General features: G+C 73.8%; 23 protein-coding genes and 1 pseudogene. 12 read left to right on the top strand and 12 right to left on the bottom strand.

The genetic code is table 11. The annotated features are described in order from the left end of the window. Nucleotides 1–145 precede the first annotated feature (145 nt). On the bottom strand, nt 146–736 hold the full coding sequence (locus ACEZDE_RS32620; protein ID WP_380544396.1) for a TetR family transcriptional regulator: 591 nt from the start codon (nt 734–736) through the stop codon (nt 146–148). A gap of 225 nt (nt 737–961) precedes the next feature. Here ACEZDE_RS32620 and ACEZDE_RS32615 point away from each other — a divergent pair, with 225 nt between their 5' ends. From ACEZDE_RS32615 to ACEZDE_RS32605, 3 genes are all read left to right on the top strand, one after another. Beyond that, nucleotides 962–2,293: a glycosyltransferase family 4 protein gene (locus tag ACEZDE_RS32615; protein WP_380544393.1), complete on the top strand. Its 1,332-nt coding sequence runs from the start codon at nt 962–964 to the stop codon at nt 2,291–2,293. A 78-nt stretch (nt 2,294–2,371) separates the two neighbouring features. After that, the gene (locus ACEZDE_RS32610; protein WP_380544390.1) at nt 2,372–3,175 is read left to right on the top strand and encodes a class I SAM-dependent methyltransferase; all 804 of its coding nucleotides are present in this window, start codon (nt 2,372–2,374) and stop codon (nt 3,173–3,175) included. Next, complete coding sequence (locus tag ACEZDE_RS32605; protein ID WP_380544386.1) at nt 3,172–4,272, top strand: prenyltransferase/squalene oxidase repeat-containing protein; 1,101 nt, start codon at nt 3,172–3,174, stop codon at nt 4,270–4,272. Before ACEZDE_RS32610 ends, ACEZDE_RS32605 begins: the two co-directional genes overlap by 4 nt. 7 nt (nt 4,273–4,279) lie before the next feature. Here the strand turns inward: ACEZDE_RS32605 and ACEZDE_RS32600 are convergent, their stop codons facing one another. Then, complete coding sequence (locus tag ACEZDE_RS32600) at nt 4,280–4,534, bottom strand: hypothetical protein (RefSeq protein ID WP_380544383.1); 255 nt, start codon at nt 4,532–4,534, stop codon at nt 4,280–4,282. A 111-nt stretch (nt 4,535–4,645) separates the two neighbouring features. Here ACEZDE_RS32600 and ACEZDE_RS32595 point away from each other — a divergent pair, with 111 nt between their 5' ends. Beyond that, the gene (locus ACEZDE_RS32595) at nt 4,646–5,446 is read left to right on the top strand and encodes a maleylpyruvate isomerase family mycothiol-dependent enzyme (RefSeq protein ID WP_380544380.1); all 801 of its coding nucleotides are present in this window, start codon (nt 4,646–4,648) and stop codon (nt 5,444–5,446) included. A gap of 19 nt (nt 5,447–5,465) precedes the next feature. Here the strand turns inward: ACEZDE_RS32595 and ACEZDE_RS32590 are convergent, their stop codons facing one another. The 8 genes from ACEZDE_RS32590 to ACEZDE_RS32555 all read right to left on the bottom strand — a co-directional run bounded on the left by ACEZDE_RS32590 (nt 5,466) and on the right by ACEZDE_RS32555 (nt 14,611). Continuing rightward, entirely contained in the window at nt 5,466–6,482 is a 1,017-nt protein-coding gene (locus tag ACEZDE_RS32590; RefSeq protein WP_380544377.1) for an LLM class F420-dependent oxidoreductase, read from the bottom strand. Nucleotides 6,483–6,647: 165 nt separating this feature from the next. Further along, complete coding sequence (locus ACEZDE_RS32585; protein WP_380544374.1) at nt 6,648–7,079, bottom strand: hypothetical protein; 432 nt, start codon at nt 7,077–7,079, stop codon at nt 6,648–6,650. A 194-nt stretch (nt 7,080–7,273) separates the two neighbouring features. After that, nucleotides 7,274–8,260, bottom strand: a complete 987-nt coding sequence (locus ACEZDE_RS32580; protein WP_380544371.1) for an ArsR family transcriptional regulator — start codon at nt 8,258–8,260, stop codon at nt 7,274–7,276. A gap of 210 nt (nt 8,261–8,470) precedes the next feature. After that, entirely contained in the window at nt 8,471–9,616 is a 1,146-nt protein-coding gene (locus tag ACEZDE_RS32575; protein ID WP_380544368.1) for a DUF5336 domain-containing protein, read from the bottom strand. 107 nt (nt 9,617–9,723) lie between these two features. Continuing rightward, entirely contained in the window at nt 9,724–10,737 is a 1,014-nt protein-coding gene (locus tag ACEZDE_RS32570) for an N-acetylmuramoyl-L-alanine amidase (RefSeq protein ID WP_380544365.1), read from the bottom strand. Further along, entirely contained in the window at nt 10,727–12,361 is a 1,635-nt protein-coding gene (locus tag ACEZDE_RS32565; RefSeq protein ID WP_380544363.1) for a hypothetical protein, read from the bottom strand. Before ACEZDE_RS32565 ends, ACEZDE_RS32570 begins: the two co-directional genes overlap by 11 nt. A gap of 170 nt (nt 12,362–12,531) precedes the next feature. Then, a complete protein-coding gene (locus ACEZDE_RS32560; protein ID WP_380544360.1) occupies nt 12,532–13,200 on the bottom strand; it encodes a class I SAM-dependent methyltransferase in 669 nt (222 codons plus the stop codon). Nucleotides 13,201–13,264: 64 nt separating this feature from the next. After that, the gene (locus tag ACEZDE_RS32555) at nt 13,265–14,611 is read right to left on the bottom strand and encodes a M48 family metalloprotease (RefSeq protein ID WP_380544357.1); all 1,347 of its coding nucleotides are present in this window, start codon (nt 14,609–14,611) and stop codon (nt 13,265–13,267) included. A gap of 127 nt (nt 14,612–14,738) precedes the next feature. Between ACEZDE_RS32555 and ACEZDE_RS32550 the strand changes: the two genes are divergently transcribed. From ACEZDE_RS32550 to ACEZDE_RS32530, 5 genes are all read left to right on the top strand, one after another. Then, nucleotides 14,739–17,039, top strand: coding sequence for an acyl-CoA dehydrogenase (locus tag ACEZDE_RS32550; protein ID WP_380544354.1), 2,301 nt, complete (start codon nt 14,739–14,741; stop codon nt 17,037–17,039). Nucleotides 17,040–17,069: 30 nt separating this feature from the next. Next, on the top strand, nt 17,070–18,266 hold the full coding sequence (locus ACEZDE_RS32545) for a lipid-transfer protein (protein ID WP_380544351.1): 1,197 nt from the start codon (nt 17,070–17,072) through the stop codon (nt 18,264–18,266). A gap of 214 nt (nt 18,267–18,480) precedes the next feature. Next, nucleotides 18,481–19,344, top strand: a complete 864-nt coding sequence (locus ACEZDE_RS32540) for a MaoC/PaaZ C-terminal domain-containing protein (protein ID WP_380544348.1) — start codon at nt 18,481–18,483, stop codon at nt 19,342–19,344. A 97-nt stretch (nt 19,345–19,441) separates the two neighbouring features. Continuing rightward, on the top strand, nt 19,442–20,518 hold the full coding sequence (locus tag ACEZDE_RS32535; protein ID WP_380544345.1) for a Zn-dependent alcohol dehydrogenase: 1,077 nt from the start codon (nt 19,442–19,444) through the stop codon (nt 20,516–20,518). Between the two features lie 74 nt (nt 20,519–20,592). Beyond that, nucleotides 20,593–21,561: a 3-oxoacyl-ACP reductase gene (locus ACEZDE_RS32530; protein WP_380544342.1), complete on the top strand. Its 969-nt coding sequence runs from the start codon at nt 20,593–20,595 to the stop codon at nt 21,559–21,561. 33 nt (nt 21,562–21,594) lie between these two features. Here ACEZDE_RS32530 and ACEZDE_RS32525 read toward each other — a convergent pair whose 3' ends face one another. Further along, the gene (locus tag ACEZDE_RS32525) at nt 21,595–21,768 is read right to left on the bottom strand and encodes a hypothetical protein (protein WP_380544339.1); all 174 of its coding nucleotides are present in this window, start codon (nt 21,766–21,768) and stop codon (nt 21,595–21,597) included. A gap of 202 nt (nt 21,769–21,970) precedes the next feature. Further along, nucleotides 21,971–24,256 (bottom strand): alpha/beta hydrolase family protein, encoded by a 2,286-nt coding sequence (locus ACEZDE_RS32520; RefSeq protein ID WP_380544336.1) that lies wholly within the window; start codon nt 24,254–24,256, stop codon nt 21,971–21,973. Between the two features lie 266 nt (nt 24,257–24,522). Here ACEZDE_RS32520 and ACEZDE_RS32515 point away from each other — a divergent pair, with 266 nt between their 5' ends. From ACEZDE_RS32515 to ACEZDE_RS32505, 3 genes and pseudogenes are all read left to right on the top strand, one after another. After that, the gene (locus tag ACEZDE_RS32515; protein ID WP_380544333.1) at nt 24,523–25,386 is read left to right on the top strand and encodes a Nif3-like dinuclear metal center hexameric protein; all 864 of its coding nucleotides are present in this window, start codon (nt 24,523–24,525) and stop codon (nt 25,384–25,386) included. 54 nt (nt 25,387–25,440) lie between these two features. Continuing rightward, nucleotides 25,441–26,181 (top strand): zinc ribbon domain-containing protein, encoded by a 741-nt coding sequence (locus tag ACEZDE_RS32510; protein WP_380544399.1) that lies wholly within the window; start codon nt 25,441–25,443, stop codon nt 26,179–26,181. 74 nt (nt 26,182–26,255) lie between these two features. Continuing rightward, nucleotides 26,256–26,918: pseudogene (locus tag ACEZDE_RS32505) on the top strand (histidine phosphatase family protein); the annotation flags it as partial. Nucleotides 26,919–26,927 lie beyond the last annotated feature (9 nt).

Below are 26,927 nucleotides of genomic sequence, written 5' to 3'. Positions count from 1 at the left end.
CGAGGGCTCGCACGTGATCAGCCGCAAGGACTACGGCATCACCTGGAACGCGCCCCTGGGTGGGTGCAACTTGCCCACGGTGGGTCGGTTGCAGCCCCCAGGGGCGCGGGGAACTGCGCGAACAACCAGGCAGACGCCGCAGGCGTCAGAGCAGTCGGCACGCGGTTTCCAGGTCGATGCGGACCTGGGCGATGGAGGCCCGGCCGGAGAGCCAGGTGACCAGCGCGGAGTGCCAGGTGTGCTCGATCACCCGGACCGCCGCCAGCTGGTCCCGGCTCGGCGGGTGGTCCAGCCCCATCGCCTCGGTGATCAGCACCGCGGTGAGCCGGCTGACCTGGTCCACCTCGGCGCTGACCGAGCGGTCCGCGAAGGTCAGCGCCCTGACCATGGCCTCGGCCAGCTGCGGTTCGCGCTGCAGCCCGCGGAAGGTGCCCATCAGCGTCTCGGTCACCCGCGCCCCGGGCGTCGCCCCGGACGGCGGGTGCTTGCGCAGCTGAACCTGCATCAGCTGGAGCTGGTCCTGCATCGTGGCGACCAGCAGGTGCACCTTGGAGGGGAAGTAGCGGTAGAGCGTGCCCAGGGCGACCCCGGAGGTCTCCGCGACCTCGCGCATCTGCACCGCGTCGAACCCGCCGCGGCAGGCCAGCTGCGCCGCCGTGTGCAGGATCCGGCGGCGCCGGGCCTCCTGCCGCTCGGTGAGCGGCGGCGCGGCGGGCGGCCTGGGGCTGGTCGTCATCGGGCGCTCCCCACGGTCGGGTACTTCGCCTGCCGTCCGCTGCTGCCGGCGGCACTGGACATGTCGTGTTCCGCATGATGGCGCAGAGTCGGGTGGTGGCGCGAATCACCCGCCTCGTGCGGAGGCGGATCCCTACGGACCGGTAATCTCGGGTCTCCGTGCTCCGCATCATTGGAACGTGTTCTAGATTACCCTGAGCCGGGACGACAGAGGAGAAGCATCCAGGTGACCAGTGCTGTGCGGGACGCCGCGCCCGCGGACCGGCCGCTTCGGATCGCGTTGCTCTCCTACAAGGGCAACCCCTTCTGCGGCGGCCAGGGCGTCTACGTCCGCCATCTCTCCCGTGAGCTGGTCCGGCTGGGCCATGACGTCGAGGTGCTGGGCGGGCAGCCGTACCCGGTGCTGGACGAGACCGACGGCCCCGGCCGGCTCGGCTTCACCGAGATCGCCAGCCTGGACCTGTACCGCCAACCGGACCCGTTCCGTAACCCCCGTCCGAGCGAGTACCGGAGCCTCGCCGACGTGGTCGAGTACGCGACCATGCGCAGCGGCGGCTTCCCCGAGCCGCTGACCTTCAGCATGCGGGCCCGGCAGCACCTGGCCCGGCACCGCGGGCGCTACGACGTGGTGCACGACAACCAGACCCTCGGCTACGGCCTGCTCGGCCTGGACCGGATCGGCTTCCCGCTGGTCACCACGATCCACCACCCGATCACCGTGGACCGCGAACTGGACCTGGCCGCCGCCGACAGCCTGAAGCGGCGGCTCTCGGTCCGCCGCTGGTACGGCTTCACCCGGATGCAGCGCCGGGTGGCCCAGCGGCTGGACTCGGTGCTGACGGTCTCGCAGAGCTCGGGCCGGGAGATCACCGAGCACCTGGGCGTCCGCCCGGAACGGGTGCACGTGGTGCCGATCGGCGCGGACGTGCGGCTGTGGTCGCCGGACGCCTCGGTGCCGGTGGTGCCCGGACGGATCGTCACCACCTCCAGCGCGGACGTGCCGTTGAAGGGCCTGGTCCACCTGGTCGAGGCGCTGGCCAAGGTCCGCACCGAGCGGGACGCGCACCTGGTCGTGGTCGGCAGGCGGCGCGAGGACGGGCCGGTCGCCGAGGCGATCCGCCGGCTCGGGCTCGAACGGGCGGTGGAGTTCCGCGGCGGAATAACGGACGCGGACCTGGTCGACCTGGTCCGCAGCGCCGAGGTGGCCTGCGTGCCGTCGCTCTACGAGGGCTTCTCGCTGCCCGCCGCCGAGGCGATGGCCACCGGCACACCGCTGGTCGCCAGCACCGGCGGAGCGATCCCGGAGGTGGCCGGACCCGACGGCGAGACCTGTCTGGCCGTCCCCCCGGGCGACTCCGGCGCGCTCGCCGCCGCGCTCGGCCTGCTGCTGGACGACCCCGCGCTGCGGGCCCGGATCGGCGCGGCCGGACGTGAGCGCGTACTCACTCGCTTCACCTGGGAGCGCGCCGCCGAACTCACCGCCGAGCGCTACCGCGAGGCCATCGCCACCGGCGTCGGGCAGCGTGCCCGCGCGGGTGACGGCTGGCGCTACGTCTGAACGAACGCCCTGCCCGCGGCACCCTGCCTCCCGCCCTGCTTCCCGTGCACCGAACGACGTGAATGGAGCCCAGCGACTGTGCTGACCGTCGACTTCTCCCGATTCCCGATCGCCCCCGGCGACCGGGTGCTCGACCTCGGCTGCGGTGGCGGCCGGCACGCCTTCGAGGTCTACCGGCGCGGTGGCCGCGTCGTCGCGCTGGACCAGAACGCGGAGGAGATCCGCGAGGTCCAGCGCTGGTTCACGGCGATGGAGCAGGAGGGCGAGGCCCCGGCCGGAGCGTCCGCCACCGCGATGGAGGGCGACGCGCTGGCGCTGCCGTTCCCCGACGACAGCTTCGACAAGGTGATCATCTCCGAGGTGATGGAGCACATCCCGGACGACAAGGGCGTGCTGGCGGAGATGGTCCGGGTGCTCAAGCCGGGCGGCTCGATCGCGATCACCGTGCCGCGCTGGCTGCCGGAGAAGATCTGCTGGGCGCTGTCCGACGCCTACCACGAGGTCGAGGGCGGCCACATCCGGATCTACCGGGGTGACGAGCTGGTCGAGAAGATGCGCGGTGCCGGGCTCACCCCGTACGGGCAGCACCACGCGCACGCGCTGCACTCGCCGTACTGGTGGATCAAGTGCGCGGTCGGCGTGGACAACGACAAGGCGCTGCCGGTCAAGGCCTACCACCAGCTGCTGGTCTGGGACATCGTCGGCACCCCGGTGATCAGCACGCTGACCCGGGCGGCGGAGAGCGCGCTCAACCCGCTGATCGGCAAGAGCTTCGTCGCCTACGCCACCAAGCCGCACGACGGCCGCGGGCTGGACGGGGCGGGCCTCGACGGCTCGGGCCTCGACGGCGCGGCGGCCGACGGCGTGCGGGTGGACGGGTGACGGGGGGGCGGGTCACCGGGGGGACCGGGCCGGTCGCGGTGCCCGACGTGCTGGTGCTGCCCGGGGTGCTCGACCCCGGCCAGGCCGCCGCCACCGTCCGCAGCATCCTCGCCGAGCAGCGTGCCGACGGCGGCATCCCGTGGTTCACCGGCGGCCACCTCGACCCCTGGGATCACACCGAGGCCGCCATGGCCCTGGACGTGGCCGGCGAGCACGCCGCCGCCGAGGCCGCCTACCGCTGGCTGATGCGGCATCAGAACCCGGACGGCTCCTGGTACTCCGCCTACACCGACGGCGTGCCGACGGACCGCAACCGGGAGTCCAACTTCTGCGCCTACATCGCCGTCGGCGTCTGGCACCACCATCTCGCCACCGGCGACGACACCTTCCTGGAACAGGTCTGGCCCACCGTCAGCCGCGCGGTCGAGTTCGTGCTCGACCTGCAGCGCGCCGACGGCACCGTGGCCTGGCGCCGGGACGAGGACGGGGGCGTGCCGGACGAGGCGCTGCTCACCGGCTGCGCCAGCGTCCACCATGCGCTGCGGTGCGCCCTCGCCATCGCCGAGTGCCTCGAAGAACCGCAGCCCGACTGGGAGTTGGCGGCCGGACGGCTCGGCCACGCGGTCGCCGGACACCCGGAGGCGTTCCTGGACAAGGACCGCTACTCGATGGACTGGTACTACCCGGTGCTGGGCACGGCGCTGCGCGGCGCCGCCGCCGAGGAGCGGATCAGGCGGGACTGGGACCGCTTCGTGGTGCCCGGCCTCGGCGTCCGCTGCGTCTCCGACCGCCCCTGGGTGACCGGCGGCGAGAGTGCCGAACTGGCCCTGGCACTCTGGGCGGTGGGCGAGTCCGACCGGGCGGTGGAGATCCTCCGCTCGATCCAGCACCTGCGGCACGAGGACGGCGGCTACTGGACCGGGTACGTGTTCGAGGACGACGCGGTCTGGCCGGAGGAGCGCACCACCTGGACCGCCGGAGCGCTGCTGCTCGCCGTGGCCGCGCTCGGTGGGGACGAGGCGACCACGACGGTCTTTGGCGGGGCGCTGCTGCCGACCGGTCTTGCCGACGAGTGCTGCGCCGCCGAAGCTCGCTGACGGGCCGTCAGGCCCGCTCGCCGGTGCGGCCGAGGACGTTGCCGACCGCGCCGTAGACCAGGGCCGGCAGCCCGAACACCAGCAGGGCACGGAACTTGCTGTTGTGGACGCTGTTGAACAGCCCGTGGGACCAGCCGGACAGCCAGTCGGCGGCCTGGTGGAACCAGTGGACGACGTCATTGGCGTTGTTGGCGTCGAAGAGGTAGAGAACGAACCAGATCACCAGGATCAACGCGCATAGGTAGAGCGCGATTCCGATCATACGTACGAGTCCAGTCATGGTCGGCGTATTGCCGCGATCCGGACCGGCAAACCGCCCCGCGAGCGGCGGATGCTAGCGTGCTGGGCCTGCGGAGCGGAAGGAGAGCCGGTAGTGACAGCCACGACAGCGGGGGCGGCGGGGGTGGCGGCGTTCGACCACGGGCGGTATCTGGCGGCGATGGAGGCGGAGGCCCGCTCCTTCGCCGCGGCGGTGGCCCGGGGCGACCTGGCGGCGCGTGTGCCCAGCTGCCCGGACTGGGATCTGGCCGAACTGGTCCGGCATCAGGGGCTGGTGCACCGCTGGGTGACCAAGATCGTGCGCAGCGGCACCCGGCAGCGGGTGGACTGGAGCGACCTGCCGGACCGGGCGCGCCCGGACGACCCGGCCGGACAGGCCGACTGGCTGCTGCGCGGCTCGCTGGTCCTGGTCGGCCTGCTCCGGGAGCAGGGCCCCGACACGGAGGTCTGGGGCTGGGCCAGGGAGCAGCACACCGGCTGGTGGGCCCGGCGGATGGCGCACGAGCTGCTGGTGCACCGGATCGACGCCGAGCTGGCGGTCGACGGGATCGGCCCGGTGGACCCGGAGTTGGCGGCGGACTCGATCGACGAACTGCTGCACAACGCCGGGGCCCCGTCCGCCAACGCCTTCCCCCGCCGGGAGAAGCTGCGCGGCGAGGGCGGCACGCTGCACCTGCACTGCACCGACGTCCCCGGCGAGTGGCTGCTGCGCCGCACCCCGGACGGCTTCGGCTACGAGCCCGGCCACGCCAAGGGCGACGCGGTCCTGCGCGGCCCGGCGGCAGAGCTGATGCTGCTGCTCAACAAGCGGCTGCCGGACGGCGCCGGAGCGGTGGAGTGCCTCGGCGACGCCGAGCTGGCGGAGCTGTGGTTGGACGGGCTGACCTTCGACTGAGACACCGTCAGCAGCTTTGTCAGAGCACCAGTTCGGCCAGGATGCGCAGGGTGTCCGGGTCGCGGGCGGTCAGCAGCAGGTCGGTGACCGGGCTCGCCCGCCAGGCCTGGAGCCGGTCGGCGATCCGCTCGCGCGGGCCGACCAGCGAGATCTCGTCGGCGAAGGCGGGCGGGACGGCGGCGATCGCCTCGGCGGTCCGGCCGTCCAGGAACAGCTCCTGGATCCGGTGCGCCTCGGCCTGGTAGCCCATCCGGGCCATCAGGTCGGCGTGGAAGTTGCGTCCGCGGGCGCCCATGCCGCCGATGTAGAAGCCCAGCATGGCCTGGATCGGGGCGAGGCCCGCGGCGACGTCGTCGCAGACCCGGGCGTGCACCAGCGGCGCGACCGTGAAGCCCGGCGCGGCGGCGGCCAGCGGGCCGGTGTAGAGGTCGGCGTCGCGGGGGGTGGGGGAGAAGTAGAGCGGGAGCCAGCCGTCGGCGATCCGCACGGTCTGCGCGATGTTCTTCGGGCCCTCCGCGCCGAGCAGGATCGGCAGGTCGGACCGCAGCGGGTGCAGGATCGGCTTCAGCGGCTTGCCGAGCCCGGTGCCGTCCGCGCCGGGGTAGGGGAGCGGGTGGTAAGCCCCGTCCAGGGTCACCGGCTTCTCCCGGCGCAGCACCTGGCGCAGCACGTCCACGTACTCGCGGACGGCAGTCAGCGGCGAGCGGGGGAACGGGCGGCCGTACCAGCCCTCGACCACCTGCGGCCCGGACAGGCCGAGGCCGAGCAGCAGCCGCCCGCCGGAGAGGTGGTCCAGGGTCATCGCGTGCATCGCGGTGGCGGTGGGGGTGCGGGCGGCCATCTGGGCGATGCCGGTGCCCAGCCGGATCCGGCTGGTGCGGGCGGCGATCCAGGTCAGCGGGGTGAAGGCGTCGGAGCCCCAGGCCTCGGCGGTCCAGACCGAGTCATAGCCGAGGCGTTCGGCCTCGACCGCGAGGTCGACGAACCCGGGGGTGGGCGCCGCACCCCAGTAGCCGAGCGCGAGTCCTAGCCGCATGGTGGGCACCCCCAATATCTGATGGACCGTCAGTTGTACTGGGGGGATCGTAGGCTGCCCGCCACGAGGCCACAACAGCCGTACCGGACGAGGCTGCGGCGACGGGGCGGGCCGAGGCAGCGGAGGGCTGTCCCCGGCCCGCTCCGCACGACGCGGGGAAACGGCTCAGGGCTGGTACCAGCCGGTGCACTTGTCGCTGTCGCCGACGAAGCCGCAGGCACGGGCGTAGGTGTACGCGTGGTCGCTGGTGTTGGCGTAGGTCGAGCCGCTCGGCACGGTCGCACTGGCGATGAGGTAGAGGTCCGTGTCTATGGTGAGCGGGTTGTTGGTGTAGTCGAGGTGGACGTAGTTGTCCTCGATGGCGCCGGAGATCTCGGCGTGCCACTGGTGGTTGTTCAGGTTCAGCCAGAGCGTGATCGTCCGGCCCGACAGGCTGACCGTGCTGACTCTCTGGTACGAGTCGGCGGCTTGCGCGGTGCCCGCGGTCGCGCAGGTCCCCGCGACGGCGAGCAGGGCCGAACCGAGCGCGAGGCCGACCGCGCGCCGTCCGCGGGACCGCCGCGGTCGCCGGGTCGCGGTGCCTGTTTCCACTGCCATGTCGTTTCTCCTCTTTCGAGCCCCGGATCCGGTGAATTCCCACGCTTTTTCCGAGGCGACTCGATGGTCGCGAGATCGCGCGGGGTCATTCCAGCACGGGCGGTCCCGAAGCGGCCATGCCGTGTACTCCAGGGTTAAAAGCCGAGGTCAGACGCAGTTTTCCCAGGTCTGCGGGATCACCCGGGATCACCGGATCACTGGGCGGCGGCGCCGCGGAGCAGCGATGCGCCGAGCGGCGTGAGGGTGTGCAGGACGCAGGCGCCGTGGCGGTGGGTGGTGATCAGGCCCGCCTCCCGCAGGGCGTTGGCGTGACGGCTGGCGGCCGGGGCGGAGATGGCCGCGGCCCGAGCCAACTCCCCGGTGGTGGCGCCCTGGGCGGCGGAGCGCAGCACGGTCGCCCGGCTGGAGCCGAGCAGCACGGCCAGCGGCGTCCGGTCCCGGTCGGCGGTCGCGTCGGGGAGGAGCCGGCGCTTGAGCGGGTAGGCGAGCACCGGAGGCAGGCTGGGGTCGGCCAGGCTGACCGGATTGCCCCAGCAGAAGTAGGACGGCAGCAGGAGCAGGCCGCGTCCGTCCAGATGGAGGTGGTGCCGACCGGCCACGTAGGGGACTTCCAGCACCGGGGGCCGCCACTGCATCAGCGGCGCGAGCCCCTGGAGCAGGCCCGGGACGCCGCCGTTGAGCAGGTCGCGCAGGCGGACGGCGCGATCGGCCTCCAGATGCGCCTGTATCTGCTCGGAGAAGGGGTCGATCAGGGCCCGGTGGTAGGCGCGGAGCGCCTGCACCAGCGCCTCGCGGGTGTCCCGTTCGGACAGTCGCCGGGTCCAGGCGGGCGCCCCGGCGACCTGGTCGAGCAGGCCGATCTCGTGCCGGACCTGCTGGTCGGGGGTGGCCATGACGGCTTCCAGCCCGGCATCCAGGCCCTCCGAGGCCAGTTGCGGGGTCAGGAAGTCCGGGAAGTACGACGTGCGTGGGAAAAGCGGCAGCAGGACCGTGGAGAGGACCGGGCGGAGCCCCTGCTCCCGCACGCGGCCACTGACGGCGCGCCGCCAGTCGGCGAAGGCCCACCGGCCCTGATCGGTCTGGAGCCGGTGCATGCTGAATGCGATCTCCCAGAGCGGGTCCGGGGCCTTCGCGACCCGGGTGTGTGCGAGATCCGAGTCGGTGAAGTGGATGTGCAGCACGCGGCGCTCCCCTGTCGGCCCGCAGTGGGCCCCGCGGTCATGGTGACCACGGCGGTCACCGGAGGCAAGAGCTCCGACCACGGCTCGGGAAGGCGATCGTGCGGCAGGCGGCAGGGGCCGCGCAGACGACGGTGGCGGTCTCGTCACCCCACGAGACCGCCACCGTCCACCTGCTCTGGTCAGTTGGGTGATCCAGAGGAAACGCCCCGACTAGCCGCGCTGGATGCCGCTGGTGTCGGAGAGCAGGCCGCGCTTGCCCTCCTGAGTCTGCGTCAGCAGGGCGTCGCCGCGCTGGGCGATCGCCAGGTACCAGGTGCCGGGGACGAGTTCGCCGACGGGCTGGCCGCCGGAGTTCTCCTCGGGGGCGAGCGAGCGCACGGCCGGGACCGCGAACCAGAACGGGGCGAAGCCGGGGGCGGCGGACGGCTCCGACTCGGACCCGGCCGCTGCCGCGGCGACCGGGGCGGCAGCAGCTGCGGCGGGCTCGGCCTTGGCCAGGTCGGGCGCCTGCGCCGCGGACTCGGCCTGCTCGGGGGCGGCCTGACGCTTCATCGCCGGGGTCAGCATCGCGGTGGCGTGGTCCGGCTGGTCGTCCTGGCCGTGGTCCTGAGCCTGCGCCTGGTACTGCGCCGGCGGGGCGTCCTGCGGAGTGGGCGCGGGCGCCGCTGCCCCGAACTGGCCGCCGTAGGACGGCGCCTGAGGCGCGGCGGCCTGCGGGTGGCCGAACGCGCCGCCCTGCTGCGGCGCGGCCGGAGCCTGCGGACCGGTGAACGGCTGGCCCGGCTGCGCCTGCTGGACCGGTTCGCCGTGCTGGAACTGCTGCTGCGGGTACGGGTACTGGCCCGGCTGGCCCGGCTGCGGCTGCCCGTAGGCGGGGTAGCCGCCGGGGCCGACCGGGGCTCCGGCGGGCGCGTTCGGCAGCAGCGGCTCGGCCAGCGGCGGGAGCAGCGGGCCGGCCACCGCCGCACCGGCCAGCACCAGGGAGAACAGCAGCGCGAGGTAGGCGCCGAAGCCGTGTCCGGTGCCCGTCCCGCCTCCGAACAGCGACCACAGCGCGCCCCAGAACGCGGCAACGGCGAGCACCGTGCCCCAGTGGCCCAGCGGGATGCCCGCGGGCTTCGGGTCCTGCGGCAGCAGCCGTCCGAGCAGGATCAGCGCCGCCGCGATCACGCCCAGCAGGAACACCGAGGGCAGCAGCGGGAAGAAGGAGGAGTGCCAGGCGTTCGCCGTGAAGGTCCTCGTCCCGTATCCGTACGAGTCACTGGCGCTGTAGTAGGGCAGGAACGAGGAGATCAACAGCAGGAGCGCGGCGCCTGCGACAGCGGCGTCCCCCCTGGTGACGGTTCGGAGGTTCACCGGAGAAGAACCCTCTCGTGAGTGATGCGACGAACGGGGCGAAAGCAAGGACGGGCCTTAGCGTACGGTGTCTGCGCCGCTGAGGGCATTGTCCGGATCAGGTCCGCTCAGCGCGCCTTCCCGGCAAAGGCGGTGAGGCCTGCGGCGATGCCCTTCGCGGCGAGCTGGCGCCAGGAGGCGCTGGTCATCCGGGACGCGTCGGTGGAGTTGCGCATGTTGCCGCACTCGATGAAGATCTTGGGGACCTTCGACATGTTCAGGCCGCCGAGGTCGCTGCGGACGTCGAGCCCGCTGCCGTCGCTGATGTAGTTGGCGTAGGGCTCGCCGGTCGCGCCCTGGAACGCGGCGCGCACGTCCAGGCCCAGGGTCCGGGACGGGGCGACGATCGCGCGGTTGTCCGCGCCGCCCTGGTCCACGGCCGCCGGGAGGATCACATGGAAGCCGTGGTCGCTGCCCGGCGCGCCGTCGCCGTGGATGGAGATCGCGGCGTCCGCGTGCGCGGCGTTGCCGATGGCGGCGCGCTGGGTCACGCACGGCCCCCAGGGCAGGTTGCCGTCCTGGGTGAACACCACCTTGGCGCCCTCGGCCTGCAGGATCGTGCGCACCCTGCGGGCCACGTCCAGGGTGAAGTCGGCCTCCGGGTAGCCGGCGTTGGTGGCGGTGCCGGTGGTGTCGCAGCTGGTGGTGCCCTTGCCGATGGCCACAGTTGCGTTGATCTTGCTGGGGTAGTGGACGTTGCCCGGGTTGTGGCCGGGGTCGATCACGATCACCTTCCCGGCGAGCGGGTGCGCGGCGTCCGCGCCCGCGGCGGGGACGGCGGCGGACTTGGCGGCGGACGGCGACGCGGACGCGTTCGGGCTCCCGGAGCCGGACGGCGAGGCGACTGCGGACGGGCTGCCCGCGGACGAGCCGCCGGACCCCGCCGGTGCGGCGGGCAGGGTCGCGTCGGCGGAGGCCTTCTGGTCGTGGCCGCCGTCACCGGCGACCGCCTGCCAACCCAGCCAACCCGCGAAGCACAGCGGGACGACGGCGGCCAGGACGATCACGCGGGTGGCCGTGCGGGCGCCGCGGGGGGCGGACCCGGTGTCGTCATGCCGGTCGAGCGGGTGTTCAGATCGCACCGGAGGACCTCGTTTTCAAGCCGTACTGTGCCGCGATCGGGTTCCAAGCCGCGACGAAGGAGTTCTTGTCATTGGTGGCGCTGCTGTTCTTCGCGCCGACGGCGCGGGAACTGTCCGTGGCCGGGACGTTCCCGGGGGAACAGGTGTCCGCCACCGCGCCGGCCCAGTCAGCGTAGTCGGTGTCCGCGGCGGCCGACTCCGACCAGGCCCTGCTGAGGGTCTTCATCGCCGCCGCACCGCCCTGGATCTGCGACACGTCGAGCGCGGCGGCCTGCTGCGACAGCGTGGTCCTGGCGGTCGCGGCCTCGCTGAACAGGGACTGGGCGTTCCGCACCGAATCCGGGCTGGCGCAGTCCTGCAGCGCGGTGGAGGCCTGGGCGACCTTGGCGCGGGAGTCGGCCGCCTGGTCGAGCAGCTGGTCCACGGCGGTGGCCTGGGCCTGCGCCCCTCCGGCCGCAGCGGTGCCGGTACCGTCCGACGCGCCGTCGGTCGGCGACGCGGACTGCGACGGCGCGACGCTGCCCGACACGGAGGGGCCGGCGGTGGGGCTGCCGTTGCCGCCGCCCTTGGACTTGCCGAGGCCGAGCCCGAAGACGGCGCCGACGCCCAGCAGCGCGGCCACGACCACGACCAGCACGCCGAGCAGCACCGGGCTCATCCGTCGGCCCGAGCCGTCGGGATCGGGGCCGGGGCCGAAACCGCCGTCGGGCCGGGAGTGCTCCTGGGGGTGGGCGTACTGCTGCTCGTAGGAGTACGGCGGCGGGGCCGTCGGCGCGGCCTGCTGCCACGGGGCGGTCTGGGCCTGGTACGGCGGTGGCTGCTGCGGCGGGCTCTGCTGCTGGCTCTGCTGCTGGTCCCGGTAGAGCGCGGGCCCGGCCTCGCCGGGGGCCGGTGCGCCGTAGGGGTCGGGGCGGTACATCGGCGTCGCGGGCTGCGTCGGCGGCTGCGGGGGGTTCTGCTGGTACGGCGACTGCTGCGGCTGATGCTGTGGCGGTTGCGGTTGCGGCTGCTGCGGCGGCGGCAGGTACGCGGGCGGCACGTTGTACCCCGCCGGGGGATAGCCGTACGCCCCGGGCTGGGCGGCGGGCTGCTGGGCCTGCGTCGGCGGCTGCGGGGGCGCCTGCGGCGGGGGCGTGACCTGCGGGAGGTCGCGGGCGGTGGGGAGGTAGGGCCGAGCCGCGAGCTGCTCGAACTGCGTAGGCACGGGCGCGGCCCCGCCACCGCCGCCCGGAGTCGGCGGCAGGACCGAGGTCGGCTCGTCCCCGGGGCCCGCGGCGGAGCGGGGACCCGAGCCGGGGGCAGCGGCTGCGGCGGGGCCCGCATTCGCTCCCGCCCCCGCGCCGGCTCCCGCATTCGGGCCTGTGGCCGTCGCGGGGCCGCCGGAGCGGGGGTCCGGGGGCGCTGTCGGCTGCTGGGCGGCGGCCGGTGCGGTTTCCGGTGCTGCCGCGGCGGTGGCGTCGTCACCGTCCGCGGGGGCGTCTTCCGGGGGCGTGGGCACCGCCTGTGCCGGGGCTCTGTTCCACATCGCGGCGGTCTTGGGGTCGCGTCTGCGGACCCACCCGCCGGCCCCGTCCCTGGCCGTGGGATCCCACACCGCCGGTGCGCTCTCCTCCGGATCAGCCATGGCCGGTCCCCCTCAGGTCCTTCGTCCAGGTGCGATGACTCGCCGCTCTTGCCTGCGGCCACCGTACCGAAGGCAGACTCCGGACGAGGGCGTTGTCCGTGATCAGCCCCTGTCCGTGCAGCAGCCCTGCTCCCGCCGCAGCCCCGCCGCAGCCCTGTCTCAGCTTTGCCTCAGCCCCGCCGCAGCACCCGCAGCGACCCGGTCACCGAGACCTCGGCGAAGCCCTCCGCCAGCGCCCGCAGGTAGATCCGGTACGGGGCCTGGCCGCCGTCCGCCGGGTCGGGGAACACGTCGTGGACCACCAGCAGGCCGCCCGCGGCCAGATGCGGCACCCAGCCCTCGTAGTCGCCGACGGCATGCTCGTCGGTGTGGCCGCCGTCGATGAAAACCAATCCGACCTGGCCACCCCAAACCGCCGCGACCTGCGGCGATCGTCCGACCAGAGCGATCACGTGGTCCTCCAGGCCGGCCCCGCGCAGCGTCCTGCGGAAGCGGGGGAGGGTGTCCATCAGCCCGACCTCGGGGTCGACCAGTGAGCTGTCGTGGTACTCCCAGCCGGGCTGCTGCTCCTCCGAGCCCCGGTGGTGGTCCACGGTCAGCGCCACCGTCCCGGCCAGCCGCGCGGCCTCGGCCAGCAGGATGGTGGAGCGCCCGCAGTAGCTGCCGACCTCCAGCAGCGGCAGCCCGGTGCGGACGGCCGCGTCCGTCGCGGCGGCGTAGAGGGCCAGCCCCTCGTGCACCGGCATAAAGCCGGTCGCCGCCTCGAACGCCGCCAGGACCTCCGCCGAGGGCGCCTCCACCGAGGAGGAAGCGTCCGTCGCCCGCGCTGTGTCCGTCATCCGCCGCACGCCCTCTTCCGCTACTGCTTCTGCTACTGCCGACAGGACCCTACTGGACGGTATGTCATTCCAGCCCCTTGGCGACGGCGGCCAGCACCGGAGCGAGCTGGGCGTCGATGGAGGCCAGGTCGGCCGGGTCGGGGAGGATCAGGGGCTCGGGGTGCGGCTGGCCGCGGATGAAGGCGATCCGCAGGTGGGTCGGCGGGTGGGTGCTGTCCGTCGCGGAGTCGTCCAGCTCGGAGATCCGCAGTCGGCGGGCCCGCTCGGTCTCCGGGACGGAGTCGAGGTAGTCGCGGAGGGCGGTCCACAGGTCCGGCCGCGCGGCCGACTCGGCCGGGGCCTCGCCGCGACGGCGGCTCACGACGCGGGTGCCACGGAAGCGGCGGCGCTGCAGCACATGCGCCAGGGAGTCGCCGAGGGTGAGCTGTGTCAGCAGCTCGGCGGTGGCGGCGTTCCCGGCGATCCGGGCGGCCATGGAGTCGGCGAGGTACTCGGCACGGCGGCTGCCGAGCACGGTCACCCGCCGCAGCAGGCGGTGCAGCAGCATGACCGCCGCGGCGAAGACGTACATCACTATTCTGGCCACCATCTCGCCCAGGGCCACCAGCCCGCGCGAGCCGATCCGGCGACCCGGCGTGAGCAGGGCGTACCACTCCTCCAGGCAGCCCAGGGCGGAGCCGACCCAGAGCCCGTGGGTGTTGTCGCCGTTGGCGCCGTGGCCCAGCTCATGCCCGAGCAGGGCGACCCGCTGCCGCGCGGAGAGCGTCTCCCACAGCGGCAGGCCGAGGGTGAGCACCGGCTGACGGCGCAGCCCGACCCGCCGGTAGGAGGCGTTGTAGCGGCCGTCGAAGCAGATCAGCCGGAGTGGCGCGGTGCCGAGTTCGGCGGCGATCCGGTCGGTGAGCCGGTACAGCGCGGGTACCTGGTCGCGGTCGAGGTAGAACGAACGCTTGCGGACGCGGCGCATGGTGCCCAGCCGGGGACGCAGTCCGACCGTGCCGAGGATCAGCGCGCCGCCGATGACCAGGCCCGGGGCGCTGTCGGGGTGGCGGGCGATCAGCAGCGCTCCGACGAGTGCGATCGCCAGGGTGACCAGGTGCACCAGCGAGGCGAGTACGACCGCGGCCACCCATGCCCCGTCTCGGACCGGGCTCAGGCTGCCGCTCGTGGTGATCCGTTGGAACAGCCGGTCCTCGGCGGCGCGGTTGAGTCGTCGTTCGAGCCGGTCGCCGCGGGTGGTGGCGGTGGTGGCCCCGGGGTGGGCGTTCCAGCCGCAGGCCTGGCACCAGCGGACGAAGCGGGGGTCGGCGGTGAGCGCGGATCCGCAGTCGGGGCAGGGGGCGGCAGGGGCGGTGTCCGGTGTTGCCGTTATGGGCGTTTTGGCTGGTCCGGGCGCTGGGGGTGTGGGCATGAACGCGCATCATGCCGTAGTTGTGGACGCCCCGTGAAGGGGAATTGTCGGGAGGCGGACTTCCCTGGAAGTGGAACACGTTCTAATCTGACGCTGCGTCAGCCAATGGGGAGCCGAAGGGGAACGCATGGCCATCGGGATCACGGAGGAGCACCGACACCTGGGAGCGGCAGCCCGGGGGCAGTTGGAGCGGGAGGTCCCGGGTGGGGCGGTGCGGGCGTGGTCCGAGGGTGACCGCTCCGGAAGGCCGACGTGGTGGGCCGGGATCGCCGGGCAGGGGCTGCTTGGCCTGCACCTGCCCGGCGAGCTCGGAGGCGGCGACGGCGACCTGCTGGATCTGGCGGTGGCGCTGGAGCAGACCGGCCGCGCGGTGCTGCCGGACGCCTACCTGCCGACCGTGCTGGCCTCGGCGGTGCTGGCCTCGGCGGTGCCGGTTCCCGTGGGAGTGGGGTCGCTCGGGCTCCCGCATCCGTACGACGCGCTGGCCGAGCGCTGGCTTCCGGGGCTCGCCGACGGCTCCGCCACGGCCGCGCTGGCCTTTGACTCACCTGATGTGACTGCTCGTCAGACCGCTTCGGGCGGATGGCTGCTGACCGGCCGCACCGGCCCGGTGCTGGGCGCCGACCAGGCCGATCTGCTGCTGCTGGCCGCCGCGACCGACCAGGGCCAGGCCTGGTTCGCGGTTGAGCCGGAGCAGGCGCGGGAGCAGCTCTCGGTTCGTCCGCTGCGGGCACTGGACCTGACCCGGGGCCTGGCCGAGGTCGAGGTCGCGGCGGACGGACTGATCCTGGCCGAGGAGCAGCGGCTCGCCGTCGCGCCCGGCGCGGTCCGGCGGCTGGTCCAGCTGGTGTTCGCCGCCGAGGCCTGCGGCATCGCGGGCTGGGCGCTGGACACCGCCGTCGCGCACGCCGCCGTGCGCGAGCAGTTCGGGCGGGCCATCGGACGGTTCCAGGGGGTCAAGCACCTCTGCGCGCAGATGCTGGTACGGGCCGAACGGGCCCGCGCCGCGACCTGGCAGGCCGCCCGCGAGCCCGCCGCCTCGCCGTCCGCGCCGCTCGCCGCCACGCTCGCTGCTGCGACGGGCCTGGAGGCCGCCTTCGAGAACGCCAAGGACTGCATCCAGATCCTCGGCGGGATCGGCTTCACCTGGGAGCACGACGCCCACCTGCGGCTGCGCCGGGCTTTGACGCTTCGTCAACTCATGGGCAGCGAAAGCGCTCTGTATGCGGAGGCGGCCGACCTCGCGGCGGGGGCGTCCGGGTTCGACCGTCCTGCCCTGGAACTCCCGCCCGAGGCTGAGGAGTTCCGTGCCGCGCCGCGGTCCGCGGCGGAGTCGGTCCGCGGTCTCGATCCGGACGAGCAACGGCGGCGGCTCGCGCCCGAGGGCTGGGCCGCGCCGCATCTGCCGCCCCCGTACGGAAAGGGCGCGGACGCGCTGCGGCAACTGGTCGCGGAGGAGGAGTTCCGGGCCGCCGGGGTGCGGCTGCCGGATCTGACCATCGGCAACTGGGTGGTTCCCTCGCTGGTCGCCCATGGCACGCCGGAGCAGCAGCGGAGGCTGCTGATGCCGACCCTGCGCGGCGAGTTGACCTGGTGTCAGCTGTTCTCCGAGCCCGAGGCAGGGTCCGACCTGGCCTCGCTGCGCACCCGCGCGGTGCGGCTGCCGGACGGCCGCTGGCGGGTGGACGGGCAGAAGGTCTGGACGTCCAGCGCCCGTACCGCGGACTTCGGCATCCTGCTGGCGCGGACCTCGCCGGACAAGCCCAAGCACCAGGGGTTGACCTATTTCCTTGTCGACATGCGGACGACCGAGGGAATCGACATCCGCCCGCTGCGCGAGCTGACCGGCGACGCGGTGTTCAACGAGGTCTTCCTGGACGGGGTCGAACTGCCCGCCGACGCCGTGGTCGGCGAGGTGGACGGCGGCTGGCGGGTGGCTCGGCACACGCTGGGCAACGAGCGGGTGCACATGTCCGACTCCAGCCCGACCGCCGACGCGGTACGGCAGTTGCTGGCCTCCACGGGGGCCGGGGCCGGGGCAGGGGCCGGGGCCGATGGCCGCCGCGACGCCGTCGACCGGGCCGCCGTCCCCCGTCCCGCCGCCGTCGGCCGGGACCGGCTCGGGCGGCTCGTCGCCGACGAGCACGTCCTCGCCTGCATCGACCTGCGCACCGCGCTGAGCAGCCTGGACGGGCTCGACCCGGGGGCCGGCGCCAGCGTCCGCAAGCTGATCTCCGCCCCGCACGCGCAGCGCGTCGCCGAACTGGCGCTGGAGCTCTGCGGCCCGGCCGGTGCGGTCTACGAGGGGCCGGGGGAGCGGCTCGGCCACGCCTTTCTGATGTCGCGCTGCCTGACCATCGCGGGCGGCACGACCCAGGTGCAGTTGAACGTCGTGGCCGAACGAATCCTCGGCCTTCCGCGCGACTGAGACCCGACGACCAACGGAGAGGGACCACCCATGCCTGAGAAGACCTATCTCGTCGGCGTCGGCATGACGAACTTCGAGAAGCCGGAGACCCGTGACTGGCAGTACTGGGACATGGCCCGTGAGGCCGGGCAGGCGGCCCTCGCCGACGCCGGGATCGACTACGGGCTGGTCGAGCAGGCCCCGGTGGGATTCTGCCAGCAGCAGTCGACGGCCGGTCAGCGCGCCGTCTACGAGCTGGGGCTGTCCGGCATCCCGGTCTACAACGTCAACAACAACTGCGCCACCGGCTCGTCCGCGCTGATGATGGCCCGTCAGTTCGTGGCCGGTGGGCTCAACGACTGCGTGCTGGCGCTGGGCTTCGAGAAGATGAGCCGGGGCGCGCTGGGCGCGGGGGCGGGCGCCGGGGACTTCGCCGCGAGCCCGCTGGCCCGGCACTACGGGGTGATGGCGGCCCGGCACGGCTTCGAGCGGACCCCGCCGACCGCGCAGATCTTCGGCAACGCGGCCCGCGAGCACATGGAGCGCTACGGCACCACCGCCGAGCAGCTCGCCCTGGTCGGGGTGAAGAACCACCGGCACTCCGCCGACAACCCCCGGGCCCAGTTCCGCGACAGTTACACCCTGGACGAGGTGCTGGCCTCGCGCACCGTCCACGCCCCGCTGACCAAGCTGCAGTGCTCGCCCACCTCGGACGGCGCGGCGGCGGCGGTGGTCGCCAGCGAGCGCTTCGTCGAGCGGCACGGGCTGCGGGGCCGGGCGGTGGAGATCCTCGGCCAGGCGATGACCACCGACACCGAGGAGAGCTTCGGCTCCGGCTCCAGCATCGACGTGGTCGGCAAGCCGATGAGCCGGGCCGCCGCCCGTGCGGTGTTCGAGCAGTCCGGGCTCGGCATCGAGGACGTGGACGTGGTGGAGCTGCACGACTGCTTCTCCATCAACGAGCTGCTCACCTACGAGGCGCTGGGCATGTGCGCGGACGGCGAGAGCGGCAAGCTGATCGCCGAGGGCGCGACCGGGCACGGCGGGCGCTGGGTGGTGAACCCGTCGGGAGGCCTGATCTCCAAGGGGCACCCGCTCGGCGCGACCGGCCTGGCGCAGTGCGCCGAGCTGGTGTGGCAGCTGCGCGGCACGGCGGGCGAACGCCAGGTCCCCGGCGCCCGGGTGGGGCTGGCCCACAACATCGGCCTGGGCGGCGCGGCGGTGGTGACCATGCTGCGCCGGGGCTAGCGGCTGCCTGAACCCGTGCCGTCCGGGCGCGTTCGGGGCATGGGCAAGGAGCCTTGGATGCGTTATACCTGACGGATAGTCAGATGTAACAGGTTCTACAAATAGACTCGCGGCGACGGCCGGGCCACAGAGCCGGTCACCGCGCAGAGCGACCCCGGCGCGTCCGACGGTGCGGACGGCCGCGTCGGGGTCCACCAACCAGGGAGCAGACACCATGCCCATCGACGCCGCCGCGGCCCTCGCGGCTCCGCCGCGTACCACCGACCTCACCTGGGACAGCAAGGACGTGCTGCTCTACCACCTCGGCGTGGGAGCGGGCGCGCACCGTCCGGCCACCGACCCGGACGAGCTGCGCTACACCTACGAGAAGGACCTCCAGGTGCTGCCCAGCTTCGTCACCGTGGCGGGGGGCGGTCTGGCCAAGGCCGGGGCGTTCGACCAGCCGGGGCTGCGGCTGGACCTGGCCAAGGTGCTGCACGGCGGCCAGCGGATCGAGCTGCACCGCCCGGTCCCGGCCTCCGGCGGCGCGGTGCTGACCAGCAGGCTGGCCGCGGTCTACGACAAGGGCAAGGCCGCCGTCCTGGTGATGCGCAGCGAGGCCGCGGACGCGGGCGGACCGCTGTGGACCTGCGACACCGAGATCTTCGTCCGCGGCGAGGGCGGCTTCGGCGGCGAGCGCGGTGCGAGCAGCCGGATCACGCCGCCCGAGCGCGCCCCGGAATGGGAGCGGGACGTGCCGGTGCGGCACGACCAGGCGCTGCTCTACCGGCTCTCCGGGGACTGGAACCCGCTGCACGCCGACCCCGACTTCGCCAAGCTGGCCGGATTCGACCGCCCCATCCTGCACGGGCTCTGCTCGTACGGGACCACGCTCAAGACCGTGGTGGACACGGCCCTCGGCGGCGACGCGAGCCGGGTCCTGACCTACAGCACCCGCTTCGCCGGGATCTTCTTCCCGGGCGAGACGCTCCGGGTCCGGATCTGGGACGAGGGCGGCGGGCGGCTGGTGGTCACCGCCTCGGCGGTGGAGCGCGCCGACGCGCCCGTGCTGGCCGACACCGTCCTCTCGTACCACTGACCTTTCGTACCACTGAGCTCTCGTATCCACTGAGCACCGACTGAAGTAAGCACTCACTTACCACCCAGGTTCCACCACCCAGGTTCAGGGAGCAGACATGCGCGCAGCGGTCCTGCACGAGACCGGCCAGGAGAAGCTAGAGGTCCACGACGGCGTCACCGTCCCCGCCACCGGCCCGGGGAAGGTCAAGGTGCGGATGCGGGCGGCGAGCCTGTGCCACTCGGACCTGTCCGCGATGAGCGGCGTCCTGCCGCAGCCCGCCCCGTTCGTGCCCGGCCACGAGGGCGCGGGGGAGATCACCGAGGTCGGCGCGGGGGTCGAGGGCCTCGCCGTCGGCGACCACGTGGTGGTCTGCTGGATGCCGCCCTGCGGGGTGTGTCCCAGCTGCCTCCGCGGCGAGGGCAACCTCTGCCTGGCCGGGTTCGCCAACATGGGCACCCCCAACTACCACCACGACGGCGCCGACATCTTCGGCTTCTCCGGCACCGGCACCTTCGCCGAGGAGAGCGTGGTGGCGGCCGGCTGCGCGGTGAAGCTGCCCGACGACGTCCCCTTCGCGGTCGGCGCGCTGATCGGCTGCGGCGTCACCACCGGGGTCGGCGCGGCCGTCAACACCGCCAAGGTCGAGCCCGGCTCCTCGGTGGCGGTGATCGGCTGCGGCGGCGTCGGCATCGCCGCGATCCAGGGCGCGCGGGTGGCCGGTGCGGCGCAGATCGTCGCGGTCGACCCGGTCGCCGCCCGCCGCGAGTGGGCGCTGCGCTTCGGCGCGACCGAGGCGGTCGCCCCGGACGGCCTCGGCGACGCGGTCCAGCGGCTGACCGGCGGCGAGGGCTTCGACTACGCCTTCGAGGTGGTCGGCAGGTCCGCGACGGTGCGGGCCGCCTACGACGCGGTGCGGCGCGGGGGAGCGCTGGTCGTGGTGGGCGCCGGGGCGATGGACGACAACGCCGAGTTCAACATGTTCGAACTCTTCTTCAACGAGAAGCGGATCCTGCCGTCCCTCTACGGCGGGTCGGACGTGCTGCGCGGCTACCGCACGGTGATCGACCTCTGGCGGGCCGGACGGCTCGACCTGGAGGGCATGATCACCCATCACGTCCGGCTGGAGGACATCAACGACGCGGTCCAGCAGATGCGCAGCGGCGAGGCGCTCCGCACCGTCATCGACCTCTAGGGCTTCCTTCCGTCCGATCCCCGACAGTCCGATCTCCCCCGACAGCATGATCTCTGAACAGGAGTCAGGCAGCGATGAGCACCTCCCTCTCGGGCAAGACCGCCGTCGTCACCGGTGCGGGGCGCGGCCTCGGCCGGGCCGAGGCGCTGGAACTGGCCCGCCTCGGCGCGAACGTCGTGGTCAACGACTTCGGCGCGCCGGGGCGCGACGGCAGCGGCGCGGCCTCGCCCGCACCGGCGGACGAGACCGTCGCGGCGATCCTGGCCGAGGGCGGGCGGGCGGTGGCGCACTACGGTGACGTCTCCGACCTGGACGCCGCCCGGGCACTGGTCGAGCTGGCCGTGTCGACCTACGGACAACTCGACATCCTGGTCAACAACGCCGGGATCCTCCGGGACCGGATGGTCTTCTCGATGTCGGAGGAGGAGTGGGACTCGGTCATCCAGGTCCACCTCAAGGGCCACTTCGCCACCACCCGCTTCGCCGCCGCGCACTGGCGGGCCCGCTCCAAGGCGGCGGACGCGCCGGTGTTCGGACGGATCGTCAACACCTCCTCGGAGGCGTTCGTGGCCGGCTCGGCCGGGCAGCCCAACTACGCCGCCGCCAAGGGCGGCATCGTCGGGCTGACCACCAGCTGCGCGGCGGCGCTGGCCCGTTACGGGGTGACCGCCAACGTCATCTGCCCGCGGGCGCGGACCCGGATGACCGAGGACGTCTTCACCGGGGGCATGGGTGCGCCGGACCAGGGGCTCGACCCGCTCGCTCCCGAGCATGTCTCGCCCCTGGTCGGCTACTTGGCCTCACCCGCGGCGCAGGGCGTCAACGGGCAGGTGTTCGTGGTCCACGGCGGGATGGTGGCGGTGCTCGGGCAGCCGCCGGTGCTGGCCGTCTTCGACACCGCCAAGGACCTCTTCACCCCGGCCGAACTCGACGACCTGCTCACCCCGTACTACGCGGGCCGCACCCCCGGCGACGGCTACGCCAACCTCGGCGTGCTCGCCCTCCGGCACACCGTCCCGGGGGAGGGGCAGGGGCAGGGCTGACGCATCCGGCCCGGCCCGTACCGGTTCTGATGGTCACTCGGTGTCGGCGGAGACCCGGCGGTGGCGTCCGTGCCCCGTCGGCTCCCGTCGGCCCTCGCGGTCGTCCTCGGCGACCGTGCCGCGGTGTTTGCCTTCCGTGTCGTGGTGGTCGTGTCCCGGAGCTGCGTCCAGGCGGTTCTCAGTGATGTCGTCGAAGGCATCGGACATGAGAAGTCGTCTCTCCGTCGGTGTTGTCTTCTGTGCTGTCATGTGGAGCTTTTATGTGGAACCTGATCACCCTATGCAACGGGGGATAGCGGTCGTACCTCGGGTTCGTAACAAGACGTCCACGGTTTGTACCCTTCGGTAGCACTCGCGGGGCGAACGGTGGGGCGTGCCGAGCCTGCGCTGAGGCCGCGCTGAGCCGCCGTCAGGCCGGTCGCCCGGTGCGGAGGAAGCCGGCCAGTAACTCGTGCAGCACCGGTGCGCCGTCCTCGGCCAGCACCTCGTGGCCCGCGCCCGCCGCCTCGACGTAGCGGAAGTCGCCGCCCTCGGACCGGCCCATCCGCAGCAGTTCCTGACGCAGCGTGCGGGACTGGCTGACCGGCACCACGTCGTCCTGGTCGCCGTGCAGCACCAGCAGCGGCGCGGTCAGCCGGTGGCAGACCCGCAGTACGTCGCGCGGGCCGAGCCCGTCCGGTCCCGGGTCGGGCACGCCGTCCGCCCGCGCGCCGCCCAGACGCAGGGTCAGCGCCTGGACCGCGGGCCCCGCCTCGGCCAGCAGCCGGGGGCCGGACAGGAACGGCGCGACCACCGCGCAGCGCGCCACCTGCTCGGGGGCCGACGAGGCGGAGAGCAGCGCGAGGAACGCCCCGTAACTCACCCCGAAGAGTGAAGGGCGCTCCAGCCCGAGGGCGCTCCGCTGGGCGGTGACCGAGGACAGCAGGGCCAGCACGTCGTCCAGGTCGGGGCCGCCCCAGGCGTTCTGCACCGCCTGCGCGTACTCCACGCCGTAGCCGGTGCTGCCGCGCTGGTTGACCGCGACCACGGCCAGGCCCTCGGCGGCCATCCGCTGCAGTGTCGGGTCGAACTCCAGCCGCCAGGCGTCGGCCGGGCCGCCGTGCAGCGCGATGACCAGGTGCTGGGCCGTCAGCCAGGCGTCGCCGCCGTAGACCACGGCCTCCATCGGCCCGGCCGCCCCGGCCAGCTCGACCGTCCGCGCACCGTGCCAGCGACCGCCGTCGGCGGGCGCGGCACTGCCGTCGAGCCGCCACCCGGAGCGCTGGCCACGGGGCGCCGCGGCGTCCTGCCCGTTCCGCGCCGCGGGGAATATCCGGATGACGCTGCCCATGCCGGCCGAGCCGCCCTGGAGCGGAGCCAGCCGCAGCGGCATGGTCGGCGCGGGCTCGGAGCCCTCCGGCGGGGACGCCAGCAGCCGGTCCACGTCGATGGTGGCGATGCCCGCCGGGTGGTCCGGCGCCGAGTAGGGCATCCGCAGCCCGGCGGCGGACCAGTGGCCCACCCCGCCGAGCCGTCCGGGGGGCGCGGGCAGGGGGTCGAGCCGCCCGGACGAGGGCTGCCACAGGGCCAGGGTGGAGCCCGCGCCCCAGTCGCCCTGCAGCACCACCCGCAGATCGGCCGGTGCGCCGCCGGCCGGGGCGGAGCCGGGTGAGGCGGAACCGGACGGGGCGGAATCGGGCGAGGCGGAACCGGGCGGATGGGCGTTCGACGGGGCGGGCTCGATCGCCACCGGGCGCAGGAAGCCCCGGGGCCGGTGCAGGCAGTCGGGGAAGCGCGGCGGCTCCGCGCCGCCGAGGACGGCCCAGCCGAGCCGGTCCTCGCCGGGCGCGTCGCTGCGGACCAGGATCAGCCCGCTGCCCGGATCCGCGGCGACCAGCCGGTCGTTGCTCCGCGGCGTCAGTTCGAGCAGCGGGTTGACCGTGCCGGTGGCCAGGTCCAGCACCACCGTCTTGACCACCGGGCCGTGCACGCCGAAGCCGGCGCTTCCGGTCGGCTGGACGTGGTCCAGCGCCAGCAGCCGCCCGCCCCGGTCCAGCCACACGCCGCCGCCGGAGATCCCCGCGAACTCCGCGACCTGCTGCGGCTGGGTCGCTCCGTCCGCGCTGACCAGCCAGACCGAGGTGACCTGCCGGGTGTCGGTGCCCAGCGCCACCGCGACCGGGCCGCCCGGCTCCGACGCGGGCATGGCCATCAACCGCAGGGCTGCCGCGCCCAGCGACCCGACCGAGGACTCGCGGACCGAGGCCGGGGTGCGGACCACCAGCTCGTACCGGTCGGCCGCGGTGTGGCGGCAGATCAGCACCCGCCCGTCCGGCAGCGAGACCAGCTGCGACCGCAGGCTCTCCGACCCGGCCCCGCCGCCCACCCCCGGCGCGAGCGGCAGCGGGACGGGTATGGCGGCGGCCACGGCCCCGTCGGCGGGGTCGCCGAGGCCGCCCACGATCAGGCCGCCGACCAGCGCGGCGCCGCCGACGGGGCCGAGCCCGCCGACGGGGCCGAGGGCGTCGCCGGGGCCGCCGCCGAGCGGGGTTCCGTCCAGGCGCCAGCTCTCCGGGTACCAGCCGCCGTCGCCGGAGGTGGCCAGGCAGGCCGCGTACGCGCCGTCGGCGGAGAAGGTGAAGCCGACCCGGCGCAGCGCGGGGGCCGCTCTGGTGTGCGGGAACGCGCCGACGAGGGTAAGAGGTGTCGCAGTCATGGGAAGCCACCACCGGAAAGAGGAGGTCGGACCGGGCGGGCTTGCCGCCGCCGGTCCGCAGTCGGGGATCGTTCGGTCCCTCAGGAACCCGCCGACGCCCCCGCCGCACCACAGACGCTACTTACGCCACCCCCACCACCCGAACGGATCGATGACCCTTCACTCATAAGGGTGAGGAGTTCTCCGGGGAGCCGGGACGGCTCCCCGGCGCGGTCGGTAGGGAGGGGACGTGCGGATCGGCGCCGAATCTTCTGTAATCTCGACGGGTGCCGATCCTCTCCGACGTCCTCAGCGTGTTCGACGAGCTGTACCCGCCCGCCCGTGCGGAGTCCTGGGACGCCGTCGGCCTGGTCTGCGGTGATCCGCAGGCCCCGGTACGGCGGGTGCTGTTCGCCGTCGACCCGGTCGGCCAGGTCGTCGACGAGGCCGTGGCCTGGGGTGCGGACCTGCTGGTCACGCACCACCCGCTGTATCTGCGCGGGGTCGTCAGCGTCGCCGCCACCGGCTTCAAGGGCCGCGTCGTGCACACCCTGATCAAGCACGACATCGGCCTGCTCACCGCCCACACCAACGCCGACTCGGCCGATCCCGGGGTCTCCGACGCCCTGGCCGAGGCCGTCGGCCTGCGGATCACCGGGCCGCTCGTCCCCGACCCGACCGACCCGGCCGGACGCCGCGGCACCGGCCGGATCGGCGAGCTGCCCGCGCCCGAGCCGCTCGCGGCCTTCGCCGCCCGGGTCGCCGCCGGGCTCCCGGCCACCGCGCAGGGCATCCGCACCGCGGGCGACCCGGACCAGACGGTCCACCGGGTGGCCGTCTGCGGCGGCTCCGGCGACTCCTTCTTCGACGCCGTCCGCGCCGCCGGTGTGGACGCCTATGTCACCGCCGACCTGCGGCACCACCCGGTCTCCGAGGCCCGCGAGGCCGGGCCACTGGCCCTGGTCGACGCCGCACACTGGGCCACCGAGTGGCCCTGGCTGCGGAGCGCGGAGCGCGAGCTGCTCGCGGCCTCCGACAAGCACGGCTGGGGGTTGGAGACCCGGGTGTCGCAGCAGGTCACCGACCCTTGGACACTGCACACGGCGTCCAGCACCACCACGTCCGGTACGACATCTCCCGCGGCGGACTGACGCCCCCTCAGACCCTTCCTGACCCGACCGACGCACCACCCCGAGGAGCACCCCCTGAACGCCGCGCCCGCCGACCAGATCCGCCTGCTGGACCTCCAGGCCCTCGACTCCCGCCTGGACCTCCTCTCGCACCGCTCCAACTCCCTCCCCGAGCACGCCGAGATCCAGCAGCGCGGCAGCGACCTCACCGAGCTGCGCTCGCTCACCGTCGCCGCCGAGACCCAGCTCAGCGACACCAAGCGCGAGCTGGTGAAGGCCGAGCAGGACGTCGAGCAGGTCGTCACCCGGGCCGCCCGCAACCAGCAGCGGATGGACTCCGGCTCGGTCGGCGCCAAGGACCTCGCCAACCTGCAGCACGAGGTCGGCGCGCTCGCCAAGCGGCAGAGCGACCTGGAGGACGTGGTCCTCGAAGTCATGGAGCGGCTGGAGAGCTCGCAGACCCGGGTCAGCGAGATGACCGCCCGCCGGGACGACGCGCAGCACAGCCTCGCCGAGGCCGAGAGCCGCCGCGACGCGGCCCAGGCCGAGATCGACGTCGAGGTGGAGAAGGTCACCCGCGAGCGGGCGACCGTGGCCGCGGTCATCCCGGACGACCTGATGAAGCTCTACACCCGGCTCCGGCAGACCCAGGGCGGCACCGGCGCGGCCCGGCTGTTCCAGCGCCGCTGCGAGGGCTGCCGGGTCGAGTTCGCCACCGCCGACCTGCGCACCATCCGCGCCGCGGCGCCGGAGGAGGTGCTCCGCTGCGAGAACTGCAGCCGGATCCTGATCCGCACCTCCGACTCCGGCCTCTAGGCCGGTCGGCGATGGCGTCCGGACGGTCGCTCCGCGAGGCCGACGGCGAGACCCGGGGCGCCCGGGTCGCGGTCCCGTCCGTCGGCTGGGGGAGCGCCGCCGACCTCGGCGCGCCCACCACGCTGGTGCTGCTCCGGCACGGCGAGACCGCGCTCACCCCGGAGAAGCGGTTCTCCGGCAGCGGCGGCGGCGATCCCGAGCTGTCCGACCGCGGTCGCGACCAGGCCGCCCGCGCGGCGGCGGCGCTGGCCGCCCGCCCCGACCCCGGGGCCGTCCAGGCGGTGGTCAGCTCGCCGCTGCTGCGCTGCCGTCAGACCGCGGCTGCCGCCGCCGCCCGGCTCGGCCTGGAGGTGCTGGTCGAGGACGGCCTGCGTGAGACCGACTTCGGCGCGTTCGAGGGCCTGACCTTCGCCGAGGCCAAGCAGCGGCACCCGGCCGAGTTGGACGCCTGGCTGGCCTCGGCCGCCACCGGCCCGCCCGGCGGCGAGAGCTTCGACGCCGTCTCCGAGCGGGTGTCGGTCGCCCGCGACCGGCTGCTGGCCCGGTACGCGGGCCGGACCGTCCTCGTGGTCTCCCATGTCACGCCGGTGAAGACGCTGGTCAGGCTGGCCATCGGGGCGCCGCAGGAGTCGCTCTACCGGATGGAGCTGTCGCCCGCCGCACTGTCCGAGATCCAGTTCTACGCCGACGGCAACGCGTCGCTGCGCGTCTTCAACGACACCTCCCACCTGCGCTGACAGCGGCGC

It is taken from the genome of Streptacidiphilus cavernicola (genome assembly GCF_042510955.1).
GTDB lineage: Bacteria > Actinomycetota > Actinomycetes > Streptomycetales > Streptomycetaceae > Streptacidiphilus > Streptacidiphilus cavernicola.
This window is presented reverse-complemented; position numbering and strand designations above follow the sequence as displayed.